This is a genomic window from Bacteroides sp. MSSM.1001136sp1_RTP21357st2_D2_RTP21359_211015 (genome assembly GCF_040913205.1).
GTDB lineage: Bacteria > Bacteroidota > Bacteroidia > Bacteroidales > Bacteroidaceae > Bacteroides > Bacteroides ovatus.
Map to the genome: position 1 here is coordinate 114792 of NZ_JBDFVF010000008.1, position 13640 is coordinate 128431.

The window sequence follows — 13640 nt, forward strand, 5'->3', positions numbered from 1 at the left end:
TTGTATAGTTGAAAAACAAATTTCCCTGATTAACTTTGCAAAGTTGAAATATAGATGGTTCAATCCTGACAGTTTTAGACATTTAGATATAACTACTATAAATTGAAAATTAATTAGTTTATGCTACGTACTATCAGACTTACAACCGCCATTGTGTGCTTTACACTTATTACCCTGCTCTTTCTCGACTTCACGGGTACATTGCACACATGGTTCGGATGGTTGGCGAAAATTCAATTTCTGCCGGCTTTATTAGCCTTGAACATAGGTGTCGTATTGTTTTTAGTTGTACTTACATTCCTGTTCGGACGTATCTACTGCTCTGTTATTTGTCCGTTGGGAGTGTTTCAGGACATTGTTTCGTGGGTATCCGGCAAACAAAAGAAAAACCGGTTCCGTTATTCACCAGCAATGAAATGGTTGCGGTATGGCGTTTTAGGAGTATTCATTATTATGATGGTTGCAGGATTGAACTCTTTGGCTATCTTGCTGGCACCGTATAGTGCTTATGGCCGGATAGCTTCCAGTCTTTTTGCACCGGTCTGGCAATGGGGAAACAACCTGTTGGCGTACTTCGCCGAACGAATGGATAGTTATGCTTTTTATGAGGTAGATGTATGGATAAAGAGTCTTTCGACGATGCTGATTGCCATTGTTACCCTTGTTGTTCTTTTCATTCTGGCGTGGCGCAACGGACGAACCTATTGTAATACGATCTGCCCCGTAGGTACTGTATTAGGGTTTATATCCAAATATGCGATATTCAAACCGGTAATTGATACTTCCAAATGCAATAGTTGCGGTTTGTGTGCCCGCAATTGCAAAGCATCGTGTATTAATCCGAAAGCTCATGAAATAGATTATAGCCGTTGTGTGACTTGTATGGATTGCATCGGAAAGTGTAAGCATGGAGCCATTACATACACAAGACGGAAACCTAAGAACGAAATAGCTACGAGCGAAGATACGAAAGCAAAGTCTGTCACTACTGAACAGGTAGACAATGCCCGTCGTAGCTTCCTTTCAGCATCGGCCATTTTTGCAACAACTTCTGTACTGAAAGCACAAGAGAAAAAAGTAGACGGAGGATTGGCTACTATCGAAGATAAAAAGATTCCCCAAAGAGAAAACCCTATCTATCCTCCCGGTGCTTTAAGCGCACGCAATTTCACTCAACATTGCACAGCCTGCCAATTATGTGTCTCTGTTTGTCCCAACCAGGTATTGCGCCCATCGGACAACCTATTGACATTGATGCAACCGGAAATGTCATACGAACGTGGGTATTGCCGTCCCGAATGTACTAAATGTTCGGAAGTTTGTCCTGCCGGTGCTATTCATCTCACCAGTCTTGCCGAGAAATCAGCTATTCAGATCGGACATGCCGTATGGATTAAAGAGAACTGTGTACCTTTGACAGATGGAATGGAATGTGGCAACTGTGCCCGCCATTGTCCGACAGGTGCCATACAGATGGTAGCTTCCGATCCTGAAAAAACAGATTCTCCAAAGATTCCGGTAGTAAATGTAGAAAAATGTATCGGTTGTGGGGCGTGTGAGAACCTTTGTCCGTCCCGTCCTTTCAGCGCTATTTATGTGACAGGACATCAGATGCATAGAATTATTTGATCTAAATCAGTATAAGATTATGGAAGATAAAAATAAGAAAGATATAAATAGAAGAGATTTCATTAAGATTGTAGGTATTAGTGCAGCCACGTCGACAGGGCTATTATACGGATGCTCTTCAAAAAGTACTTCCTCTTCAAGCAGCGCAACAGGAGAAGGAGAGGTGCCTAACGATAAAATGACTTACCGCACGTCTCCGACTACCGGTGACCGTGTTTCACTCTTGGGATATGGTTGTATGCGTTGGCCTCTTAAACCTGCTCCCAACGGTAATGGTGAAGTAATCGACCAAGATGCCGTGAATGGACTGATTGATTACGCAATCGCTCACGGAGTAAACTATTTCGATACATCTCCGGCATACGTACAGGGCTTTTCCGAAAAGGCAACGGGTATTGCATTGAGCCGTCACCCCCGTGATAAATATTATATTGCCACCAAGTTATCCAATTTCTCTCCCGATACTTGGTCTCGTGAAGCATCGCTCAAGATGTATCATAAATCGTTTGCAGACCTGCAGGTAGATTACATTGATTATATGCTGCTTCATGGCATTGGCATGGGAGGAATGGAAGCCCTTAAAGGACGCTACCTGGATAACGGAATGCTTGACTTTCTAGTGAAAGAACGGGAGGCAGGACGTATCCGCAATTTGGGATTCTCCTATCACGGAGATATCGAAGTGTATGATTATCTGCTTTCACGGCACGATGAATTCAAGTGGGATTTCGTACAGATACAATTGAACTATGTAGACTGGAAACATGCAAAAGAAACCAATACCCGGAATACGGATGCTGAATATCTGTATGGAGAACTGCATAAACGAGGAATTCCATCTATCATCATGGAACCGCTTTTAGGAGGACGTTTATCCAAGTTGAACGACAACCTGGTAGCACGACTCAAACAACGCCGTCCGGAAAGCAGTGTCGCTTCCTGGGCTTTCCGTTTTGCCGGTTCATTTCCGGACATTCTGACTGTGTTAAGTGGCATGACTTATATGGAACATCTGCAAGATAATCTCCGCACTTATTCTCCTTTGGAACCGTTGACAGATGAAGAAAAAGAGTTTCTCGAAGAAACGGCACAATTAATGTTGAAATATCCAACGATCCCTTGCAACGACTGCAAATATTGTATGCCATGTCCGTATGGGTTGGATATACCTGCTGTGTTGTTACATTACAACCGTTGTGTCAATGAAGGGAATGTCCCCAAGAACGGGCAGGATGAGAATTATGCGAAAGCCCGGCGTGCTTTTCTAGTCGGATATGACCGTAGCGTGCCCAAACTTCGTCAGGCAAGCCATTGCATCGGTTGTAACCAGTGTGTGGCACACTGTCCGCAGAACATTGATATTCCGAAAGAGCTGCATCGGATAGATCAATTCGTAGAACAATTGAAACAAGGTACTTTATAAAAGAAAAGATGGAAGAATTAATCAATTTACTACATACGGGAGGATATTCCTGTACTATTGCCAACAAAGGAGAAATCCGTACTTTCACTCAACGCGGTGTGGCTGATATCTATGATTTACTAACCCAGGAACCGGAGTTTCTTAAAGGAGCCTCGATTGCTGATAAGGTGGTTGGAAAGGGAGCTGCCGCCCTGATGATTCTGGGAGGTATCAAAGAGTTATATACTGATATTATCAGTACCAAAGCTCTGGAGTTGCTTCAGAAATCAGATATAAAAGTTGATTTTACAGAGGAAGTACCTTTTATCTGGAACCGTAACCATACAGAAGGATGTCCTGTAGAGACAATGTGCAGCGAAGTGGAATCAGCAGAAGAAATATTACCACTGATCCGCGATTTTCTGGAAAAGATCAGAAATAAGAAGTAAAAAGAAGAAACTTGAAACACGAAATAAAGTATGAAAAGAAATACAGCTTGTTTATTCCTGTTCGGTAGCTTGCTTTCCATCTCGGGAATGGCACAGACTAAAAAGGATAGCATACAGGCCGGAAGAAATTATATGATTGATGAAGTCGTAGTCACCGGAACACGTAATGAAACCGATGTGCGTCATCTTCCGATGACCATTTCCGTAGTCGGCAGGCAACAAATTGAGAAAAGATATGAGCCTTCTCTTTTGCCGTTGTTAACGGAGCAGGTACCGGGATTATTCACTACCAGTCGTGGCATCATGGGATATGGCGTATCTACCGGAGCTGCAGGTGGCATGAGCTTGCGTGGTATCGGTGGTAGTCCGACAGCGGGATTATTGGTACTGATTGACGGTCATCCCCAGTACATGGGGTTGATGGGACATCCGATAGCGGATGCTTATCAATCTATGATGGCAGAGAAAGTGGAAGTTTTACGTGGTCCAGCATCTGTACTTTATGGTTCGAATGCCATGGGTGGTGTGATTAATATTGTTACCCGTCGGCAACAGGAAGAAGGTGTGAAGACGAATATGCAAGTTGGGTACGGTTCATATAACACGTTGCAGACTGAATTTTCCAACCGTGTCAAGAAGGGACGTTTCAGTAGCGTCGTAACCGGATCATATAATCGTACAGATGGACATCGTCCCGATATGGGGTTCGAGCAATATGGTGGATACGCAAAGTTAGGTTATGATATCAGTTCTTTCTGGAAAGTATGGGGAGATGTGAATGTAACCCATTTTAATGCTTCCAATCCGGGGACTATCCAAGTACCACTGATTGACAACGATTCTCGTATCACTCGTGGAATGACATCGTTCGCTTTGGAAAATCATTATGAAAAGACTTCAGGAGGTTTGAGCTTTTTCTATAACTGGGGACGGCATAAAATCAATGATGGCTATCAGATAGGAAAAGAACCGCAAAAATCACATTTCAACTCTAAAGACAAAATGCTGGGTGTATCATGGTATCAGAGTGCCACTTTCTTTACCGGTAATCGTTTGACCGTAGGATTTGATTATCAACACTTCGGAGGTGAATCATGGAACAAAGTACTGGCTACGGGTGAACATACTCCGGGAGTAGACAAGCAAATGGATGAGTTTGCCGGATACGTTGATTTCCGTCAGGATATCAGCAGTTGGTTCTCACTGGACGCAGGTATTCGTGTAGACCACCATTCACACGTAGGTACAGAATGGATTCCACAAGGCGGACTGGCTTTTCATTTACCCAAGAATGCAGAACTTAAAGCAATGGTCAGCAAAGGATACCGTAATCCAACCATTCGTGAGATGTATATGTTTCCTCCTGCCAACCCGGAATTGAAACCGGAAAAACTAATCAACTATGAACTTTCCTATTCACAACGTCTGCTGGAAGGGGCATTGTCCTATGGAATCAGCCTTTACTATATCAATGGCGACAATCTGATTATGTCAAACGGACTCTTTCCTCCATTGAATATCAATTCCGGAGAGATAGAGAATTGGGGAGTTGAAACGAATATAGGCTACCACATCAATTCACACTGGAATGTGAACGCCAATTATAGCTGGTTGCACATGGAGAATCCCGTTCTTGCTGCCCCCGAACATAAATTGTATGCAGGGGCGGACTATACTTCCGGACGTTGGAGTATATCGACTGGAGTACAATATGTGAAAGGACTTTATACTTCTGTTGTAAAGGGTAGCGAGCAACAGGATCATTTTGTTTTATGGAATCTTCGTGGGAATTATCGTGTCTGCCGTTTCGCTAACCTCTTCATAAAAGGAGAGAACCTGCTGGCACAGCGTTATGAAATAAATGCAGGTTATCCCATGCCCAAAGCTACGTTTATGGGTGGTATTAATTTGAACTTTTAAATAATAAAATGATATGGAATCAACTACTGTAAAACTCTATTCGCTGAATTACGGCAATGTGAGAACTTATCTGGCAGCCTCGTTATTCATCGTTGGCAACATCCTTTTTCCCCAATTTTTTCATCTCATACCGCAAGGAGGAATAACCTGGCTGCCTATCTATTTCTTCACACTGATCGGAGCTTATAAGTACGGGTGGAAAGTCGGTCTGCTGACTGCTGTTCTTTCCCCTATTATCAACTCCTCACTTTTTGGTATGCCGATGCCGGTGGTGCTGCCTGCTATTTTATTAAAGTCCGTATTGCTCGCCATTGCTGCCGGTTGGGCCGCACAACGTTTCGGACGTATCTCCATCCCGGTATTGGTTGGCGTAGTACTTACCTATCAAGTTGTAGGGACATTGGGAGAGTGGATGTATATAGGAAATTTCTACAATGCCATTCAGGATTTCCGCATTGGAATTCCCGGAATGTGCCTGCAAGTATTCGGAGGTTATTTATTCATTAGATATTTGATTCGCAAATAACTTCCTTATCAATAACCGCTTTTCCCTGAAAAGAGTTATAAGCCTTGAAAAAGAAAGTTCTCCTCTGTTATAGATACCCATAACAGAGGAGAACTTTTTTAAATACAACGTATCTATTCGCTTTTTATTTATCAATCTTCTTCGTCATCTTCCAGTTCAGCAGAGGGATTGCCTCCTTCTTTAGCATACCTGCTCGGACTCATCTTATAGTATTTTTTGAATACTTCCCGAAAATATTTAGTTTCAGAGAATCCAACCATGTCTGAAATCTCATTAATAGCATATTCACCCTCTTTCAATAACTCGGTAGCACGTTTCAAACGCATCCCCCGAATAAACTCTGTCGGAGACTGTCCCGTCAATGCTTTCAATTTACAATAGAAACTGGTACGGCTCATGCCACTTGATTCACAGAGCACATTAACGGAAAATTCAGGGTTGTTTATATTCTCATCCACGATTTTCTTTACATTTGATATAAACTTCCAATCGAGGCTGTTAGTACCGTTTGCAGATGGAACCATTGATTTCGCTTCTATATCCAGATTGGCATATCTCATGCGCAACAGTTCCCGGTTTGCCAACAGATTAGCGATATTCGCCCGTAATATTTTCACGCTGAAAGGTTTGATGAGATATTCGTCCGCACCAATCGACAGTCCATCCAGAATATTATTTTCTTCTCCCAAAGCAGTGAGCAACAACACAGGAATATGTGAAATTTCAATATCACTTTTGATAGCCACACACAATTCATCTCCCCGCATCTCTGGCATCATGATATCAGAAAGAACCAGTTCCGGCCAATATTCTTTGATAATAATCAATGCTTCCTTTCCGTTAGCGCAAGCTTGTACATTATATATAGAAGACAATGAACTGACCAGATAGGAGCGTAGCTCATCATTGTCTTCTACAACAAGAATCCGTCGTAAATTTGGATCATCTATCGTAGCGGTTGTCTTTGCCGGTACATTCGGAGCGGGCAGTACAGGAGCCAACGCCTCAAATTTAGAAGATGCTTCGTCACTGATACTTTGAGAAGTCTTATTCTTTTTCGGAAAAACAATTTTGATTGTCGTACCTTGATGTTCGACACTATCTACACTAATTTTACCTCCATGAAGGCTCACCAGTTTTCCTACCAACATTAATCCGATACCACTACCCGTCACTTTAGAGTTAATAGCATTGCTGGCACGGAAATGAAGCTTGAACAACTTACTTTGTTCACTGGCAGGAATACCTATACCTGTATCCTTGATTATCACTTTCCATGAATCATTCGTATCGGACACGGAAATGCTGACCTTTCCATTTTCCGGAGTATATTTTAGCGAGTTCGATATTATATTCTTCAAAATAGAATCCATCTTCTCCTTATCAAACGATACATTCATATAGCTGAAAGTACTCTCGTATGTATATTCAATACGCCTAATGGCAGCATAAGAAGAGAATGAATTATATATTTCATTCATATAGGTATTCAACTCATACTCGGAAACACTCATTTTAGAGGAATATACATCCGTTCGCTCAAAATTAATCAGATTGCTGACCAGTCGTAAAAGAACTTCCACATTCCTCAATGCAATGTTCGTACGAGTTATTCCATTGTCGGTAAGCGTCTCTTCTTCCAATAATTCCTCCAAAGGTGCTTTTATTAAAGTTAATGGAGTACGTATATCATGGGCCGTATTGATGAAGAACTGCGTTTTTTCATCAGATATATTCTTTTGTTTTCTTAGATTTATCACACGTAGAACAAAATAAAATCCCCCTATTACCAACAGAATATAACACAAGATAGCCCACCAACTCGACCAAAAAGGTTGCGTGATGATAATTTTCATAGCACGTTCCTGAAAAACAATGTCATGTTCTTCTCTGGATATAGCACGTACATGAAGAATATATCTACCTGGAGGCAAATTGGTAAAACGAATCAAATTATTTGCTCCCGGTTGAGTCCATTTCTCATAAAAGCCTTCTAATTTCCATGAATATAGTGCATTTCCGGGAGAATCATAATTGATTGTAGAAACTTCAAATGAAAACGTATTCTCATCATAAGCCAGCTCTAATACATCTGTCTCATCGATACTTTTCTGTAAAGGAGAATCCTTGACACCCGGATAAACAGGTTGATAAGACAGATGAAAGTCGCTAAATACCAATCTGGAGAACTTATAATCCGGGAATTTCACATTCATCGGAAGTTCAATTGCTCCATCCGTACTACCGAATACAAAGTTTTTATTTTTACGCACCGTTCCTGCCGCTGCGTTAAAGTATGCAGGCAACAAGCCTTCTCCTCTAGTCCAATTACGAAATATCTTTTCTTTAGTATGAAAACAGGTTATTCCGTTCTCTGTACTCATCATTATACGTCCATCTACTTCCGGCAATATTGTAAATATTCTATTTGAAACTAAAGCAGAATTATCAGAAAAATAATGTTCGAAAGTCTTATCTTGAGGATTATAGATAAATACTCCCATACCATTTGTCCCGATATATAACAACCCATTATCTGCCTGATAAAGCGTATTAATATAAGTGATTCCTATCTCCATTTCAATATACTGATATTCACCAGTATTTCGATTCAATAAATACAAGCCAGCAGCAGTTCCGATCCACATATTATCTTTGTCTTTTTCAACAATTGATGTTATGGAATTCAGTCCCGGATATAGACGTGCACTGTTAGTCTCCAAATCAAAACATTTTAGATTATAATAGCCTCCCGACCAGATATGTCCTCTTGAATCTTTAACTATATCACGAATATATTTATCCGGACGCATATTGACGTGAGAAAGAAGGTAAGGAGAGAAGTATTCAACTGATAGCGTTTCTTTATTTATTTTATAAATGCCGGAAGTATATCCTCCTGCCCATATAATGCCAGGAGCCACTTCACATAAAGTAATAAATATATGATTCTTGTCCTTTAGTTGATGATTAAAAGAGCTTAGAAATGAATGCCACTGACCTGTTTTTGAATTATAAAGACTAATACCATTACTAGTTCCAAACCACAGATCACCTTCATGATCTTCGATAACCGCTTGTACCTGATCATTGATTAATGACTGTGCATTACCCATAGCATGTTTCATCCAATGATAATTTTCATAGCGATTATCAATCACTGTAATTCCTGTTGGATAATTAGCAAGCCATATCCGCTTTTCTTCATCTACAAAAACATCATTGATATTATTTCCATTCATTTCATTATAACTCTGATAATTAGCAATAATGTAATCTTCCAGTTCACAGGTATTTACGTTAACTTTATACACCCCCATTCCTTCCGTTGCAATCAGTAACTCTGTTTCATTCAATGGGCTGATACGAGCTATGTTTACATCACTAAGATCAGCGTCCGGACGTATAATTTCCTGTGTATTCATATCGTACACAAAAACTCCTCTTTCAAATGAACCAATGAACAATCTTTTTAATTGCCGATGAAAATACAGTTCACTCACCTGTGCATGAAAATAGTCCAGTGTTTCAACAGGCATGGTCTCTAAAATACCATTCTCCAGTTTGACATATCGTACGCCCGTCTCCGTTGCTATAAAGAAATGGTGCTCATCTACTTGTTCTATTGCCGTAATACTACTATGCAATACATTGGGAAATCGAACTATATGAGCATCTTTAATATTATACAGCAATACAGTATCTTTACGACATATCCAGATATTATCATTGCGATCCAGATAACCACAACTTATTGCTTCAGAGGTATCCGGTAATTTATATACCATTTTGAAATCGTCTCTGTCGGCTTCGTATTGAAAGACTCGTCCTTGTTTGCCAACCACCCATATACCGATATGTGGTTCTGTATATAACCATCCCAAACGTATGGGAGCATCCAAAATAGTGCCTTCTTTATTTAATTTATAGTGTTTTATATCTTTACCGTTGTATCGGTCCATCCCTTCATTTGTAAGAAACCACATATAGCCCTGAGCATCTTTCTGAATATTGAATATCCGGCGATTGCTCAAGCCATCTTCTATTCCTATATATTTGTATGTTTGTGCTGTAACCCAAACAGGAAAAAAGAGAAGAATATATACAATGTATTTCATATAAATAGTTGTTTTTTAAACTACTTCTAACGATCATATAAACATAACAGTTAACGAAACTAGACAAAAACAATGACAAATGCAAAGAAATAGGAGAGATTCTACAAGAAAACATCTATTTAGAAACATTTTTATTTCCAAAGTTGATTATTTACTTTGCGAAGTTGATTTATCTGAAAGTGTTCTTTTGCTATATGTTATAATTAGCGCATGTTTTGTTTTTGTTAATTTAACTAATCAGATTTGATTCCAGTTTCTTCTTATAGACCCATATACTTATTGTAAAATAAATAAGTGCCTGTATCCAGAGAGTTATATATTCCGGTCTGATATCAGCCATACTGGCTCCCATAGAATTCAGTTTCACAAAAGCGAGTGTGCCTGGTGCAGCTGGGAAAATGTAATGGACTACTTTCCAATACCAGGGCATTAGTTCCATTGGATAGGAAACGCCGGAAAGAAAGATTAATCCTACGGAGAAGAAGGCGATCATGAGTAGGGGAGCTTCAGAATCCGTAAAATACCTGGATGCAGCCAATCCCAAGAAAGAAGTTGCCATCAAATATGGAATCAATAATAGTACGATGTACAATCCGTTTCCAATATTGGGGATGCTGAAAAAGTGAGGGAGCAAGCCTAATAGAAAAAAGGCAAAGATGGCATAAAGAGTACAGTACACGGACGTTTTTCCTGCCACTATACGAATAGCAACTCCCCAGCCATACCCCAAAGGAGTATATGCACGGATTCCTTTACTACTGTATTCTTCTCCGGTCACCATACCAATAACCATCAGCAAGGTCTGGAAAATTATAATCATCATGACTGCCGGAATAAGATAGGAACCATATCCTTCGGTATAATTGTAGAGTGCAGTGCCTTCCACATTGATCGGTTTCGCCATAGCTACGGCGAGCAATCCTTGTGGTGGAAGAAACACTGCTTCATCTGGCCGGTATTTATCATTAATAGCCAGCATGACACGTGAAGAAGCACCTTGCAAAGCTTCGAAATACAAGAAGGCATCAGTAGTTGCATAAAGGGAAAATACGGCTTCATCTCCCCGGAACACCCGTTCCTCAAAATCATGAGGCAGGTAGAGTATTCCCTGTACTTTGCCTTCTTTCATCCATTCTTTTGCTTCGTGATAGTCCATAGCCTGACTAAAAATCTCTGCTTGGGGAGTAGCATCCAGCCAACGGATAAAATCACGGCTCAATTCACTGTGCGAATTGTCGACTACGGCAACAGGTACATCGGTTACAATATTCGGTGCATACATATAATTGTAGAGCAACCCGTAAACGAAGATTCCTCCCATCAACACCAGTAAAACCGCATAACTGGTACTGATAGCTAGAAATTCACGACGAATGATGAATGACAACTGTTGTAACTTACTTAATGTTTTCATACTTATGACTTTCTATAGCTCGTTTTAAATGAGGAAGCAGCGACAGGGCCAGCAACGGGAAGATACAGAGTATCACAGCCGACGGCCAAAGATGGATAAACCCACCGCCTCCATAGAGCATGGTTTGCATCATTTCCGTAAAATGACGGACAGGGAACAAATTGGAAGCATCCCTCACCAACGGATACATATTGGGAACCGGAAAGGTTACTCCGGACAAAGTAGCCCCCAGAGAACCTACCATAGAAACTACACTTATAACCAACGATATTGCCGGAAACAGCGAGAATAAAAACAGCCCTAAAGCCTGTGTTGCAATGATGAAAAGCACAGTCATGATATTCATTAACCACCAACTCCCCTGAAAAGGAATATGCAAAATACCAAACATGACGTAATTAGCCAACCATCCTATCAGTATATATATAATGGTATAAGGTAATAATTTACCTAAAACAGCTGTCACTATATTGCCTTTTGCAGTCGCCAGCCAATCATCTGCTGTGCGGAACTTGATTTCAATGCCAACCGCATACACGGTAATCAACAGAATCAAAACCTGAAACAGCACAAAGAAAAAGGGCTGACTTAAATATACCGAATAATCCAGACTAGGGTTATATATCGGATGGTTATTAGCTTGTACGGGTAATAAAAAGGTGGTAATCTGATCCTGTTCTACTCCGAGTGCCATCGCTTGCATCACCACAGGAGAAAGAGCCACCGGAGCTAAGGAAGTTTCGAATGCCGCCATCAACTCACCACCTACCGACATTAATGCATAATGATAATAGTAGGAGAGTGTTGCATTCTTTCCGGTAATCGCATTCTGTTCAAATTGGGGAGGTATGGAAAGATATCCATAAATCTCTTTCTTTTGCACAGATTCACGGGCAGCTGCTTCATTTACAAAATGCTTTGTCACTTTAAAAGTTGGTACGGCAGAAATATTCCTGACTATCGTCCGGGAAGTAGCAGTATTATCCTGATCGACAATACCAATAGGAATGTTTTCCATCTGTCCGTTACCAAAGATCGTAGCCATAAAGAAAAGGGTGAACAATGGCAAGACAATGCAGACACCAAAATAAAGGCGCCGTGAAGTCATTCGCCGCCACTCTCTGAGCAGTACGGAACGAAAAGGGGAATATGTTTGTGATTCATCCATTCTCTGGTTTATTTGATGTCGATTAATCTAAAGTCAATAACACGGACATGCCGGGACGCAAGTCATCCACCTTTTGGGTTGGACGGGCATGAATCTCAAAGGTACGTAAGTCATAACTTCCGGTTTGCTTGGTTGATTTCCAGGTAGCAAAACTGCCTAGCGGACTAATATAATAGATTTTGAATTCAATATTTTTTTTACCGATAGCGGGCACATCCGCAACAAATGTTTCGTCCATTTTAAATTGCGGCATCAGATCTTCACGCACGTTAAGAACAACATGTATATCATCCATCACCACCAAATTCATAATGGGAGTTCCCGGTGCAACCAACTCTCCACGTTTAGGGAAGATTGTTGCTATCTGACCGTTTTCCGGAGCGGTCAACCGAGCATCGACCAGCAAAGCCGAGACTTCATCCACTGTGCTTCGAGCAGCATCCACCATGCTGGCAGCAGACGCTTTATCTTCTTTTTGTGCACCATCTACAGCCATCTGATACTGTTCATAGGCAGCACGTTCGGCTGCTACAGCCGCTTTATACATAGCTTCTACTTCATCCTTTCTTTGAGAAGTAATGACACTGTCCTTATATAAAGTAAGAATACGGTTGTAAGTTGTCTGGGCGAGAGTAAGGTCGCTCTTCGTTTTATTCCATAATTGCAGTGCAGTAGCCACGATCTGACGACGGGTTCCGGCATCTATTTTCTTGTTCTGTTGCACCGCCACCTGTTCCAAGGCATTCACTTGTTGATACTTGGCATGTACTTCAGGGCTATTAATGACGACAAGAGTATCTCCCTGGTGTACCCAGTCTCCCTCCTGAACGAAGAAAGTGTCGATACGGCCGGGAAGTTTCCCACTGATACGGATTTCTGTTGCTTCAGCTTGTCCCTGCAAGACCAGCGGCTGTTTATGCATTAATATAACTCCCAGGCCGGTGAAAATACCGACAGCCAGAAGAATGATGACAAAAGCCCATGATAGGGTTTTACTAGTTGGTTTCATTGTTT

Annotated in this window: 9 protein-coding genes; 5 read left to right on the forward strand and 4 right to left on the reverse strand. The window is 41.0% G+C overall.

Annotated features, from left to right (window positions below; translation table 11 throughout):
- The first annotated feature begins 120 nt into the window (after positions 1-120).
- From AB5217_RS07580 to AB5217_RS07600, 5 genes are read left to right on the forward strand one after another with little or no spacing between them, the layout of a single operon-like run.
- Positions 121-1629, forward strand: a complete 1509-nt coding sequence (locus AB5217_RS07580) for a 4Fe-4S binding protein (protein WP_004306092.1) — start codon at positions 121-123, stop codon at positions 1627-1629.
- A gap of 19 nt (positions 1630-1648) precedes the next feature.
- Positions 1649-3052, forward strand: a complete 1404-nt coding sequence (locus AB5217_RS07585; RefSeq protein WP_032846978.1) for an aldo/keto reductase — start codon at positions 1649-1651, stop codon at positions 3050-3052.
- A gap of 8 nt (positions 3053-3060) precedes the next feature.
- Positions 3061-3480 carry a DUF1893 domain-containing protein gene (locus AB5217_RS07590; RefSeq protein WP_008775685.1) on the forward strand — a complete coding sequence of 140 codons (420 nt, stop codon included), beginning with the start codon at positions 3061-3063 and terminating at the stop codon, positions 3478-3480.
- A 30-nt stretch (positions 3481-3510) separates the two neighbouring features.
- The gene (locus tag AB5217_RS07595) at positions 3511-5400 is read left to right on the forward strand and encodes a TonB-dependent receptor (RefSeq protein ID WP_022198944.1); all 1890 of its coding nucleotides are present in this window, start codon (positions 3511-3513) and stop codon (positions 5398-5400) included.
- 13 nt (positions 5401-5413) lie between these two features.
- Positions 5414-5926 (forward strand): hypothetical protein, encoded by a 513-nt coding sequence (locus AB5217_RS07600; protein WP_004296005.1) that lies wholly within the window; start codon positions 5414-5416, stop codon positions 5924-5926.
- A gap of 131 nt (positions 5927-6057) precedes the next feature.
- Here the strand turns inward: AB5217_RS07600 and AB5217_RS07605 are convergent, their stop codons facing one another.
- The 4 genes from AB5217_RS07605 to AB5217_RS07620 form a co-directional block, all read right to left on the reverse strand.
- Positions 6058-10044 carry a two-component regulator propeller domain-containing protein gene (locus AB5217_RS07605; protein ID WP_008775682.1) on the reverse strand — a complete coding sequence of 1329 codons (3987 nt, stop codon included), beginning with the start codon at positions 10042-10044 and terminating at the stop codon, positions 6058-6060.
- A gap of 229 nt (positions 10045-10273) precedes the next feature.
- Positions 10274-11458, reverse strand: coding sequence for an ABC transporter permease (locus AB5217_RS07610; RefSeq protein ID WP_004296002.1), 1185 nt, complete (start codon positions 11456-11458; stop codon positions 10274-10276).
- Positions 11442-12626 (reverse strand): ABC transporter permease, encoded by a 1185-nt coding sequence (locus tag AB5217_RS07615; protein ID WP_004306085.1) that lies wholly within the window; start codon positions 12624-12626, stop codon positions 11442-11444. Before AB5217_RS07615 ends, AB5217_RS07610 begins: the two co-directional genes overlap by 17 nt.
- Before the next feature lie 22 nt (positions 12627-12648).
- Positions 12649-13635 (reverse strand): HlyD family secretion protein, encoded by a 987-nt coding sequence (locus AB5217_RS07620; protein WP_004306084.1) that lies wholly within the window; start codon positions 13633-13635, stop codon positions 12649-12651.
- Positions 13636-13640: the final 5 nt, after the last annotated feature.

What these genes read in the sequence shown, in the direction of transcription:
- AB5217_RS07580 (WP_004306092.1), top strand. Translation starts at nt 121, where the DNA reads ATGCTACGTACTATCAGACTTACAACCGCCATTGTGTGCTTTACACTT.
- AB5217_RS07585 (WP_032846978.1), top strand. Translation starts at nt 1,649, where the DNA reads ATGGAAGATAAAAATAAGAAAGATATAAATAGAAGAGATTTCATTAAG.
- AB5217_RS07590 (WP_008775685.1), top strand. Translation starts at nt 3,061, where the DNA reads ATGGAAGAATTAATCAATTTACTACATACGGGAGGATATTCCTGTACT.
- AB5217_RS07595 (WP_022198944.1), top strand. Translation starts at nt 3,511, where the DNA reads ATGAAAAGAAATACAGCTTGTTTATTCCTGTTCGGTAGCTTGCTTTCC.
- AB5217_RS07600 (WP_004296005.1), top strand. Translation starts at nt 5,414, where the DNA reads ATGGAATCAACTACTGTAAAACTCTATTCGCTGAATTACGGCAATGTG.
- AB5217_RS07605 (WP_008775682.1), bottom strand. Translation starts at nt 10,044, where the DNA reads ATGAAATACATTGTATATATTCTTCTCTTTTTTCCTGTTTGGGTTACA.
- AB5217_RS07610 (WP_004296002.1), bottom strand. Translation starts at nt 11,458, where the DNA reads ATGAAAACATTAAGTAAGTTACAACAGTTGTCATTCATCATTCGTCGT.
- AB5217_RS07615 (WP_004306085.1), bottom strand. Translation starts at nt 12,626, where the DNA reads ATGGATGAATCACAAACATATTCCCCTTTTCGTTCCGTACTGCTCAGA.
- AB5217_RS07620 (WP_004306084.1), bottom strand. Translation starts at nt 13,635, where the DNA reads ATGAAACCAACTAGTAAAACCCTATCATGGGCTTTTGTCATCATTCTT.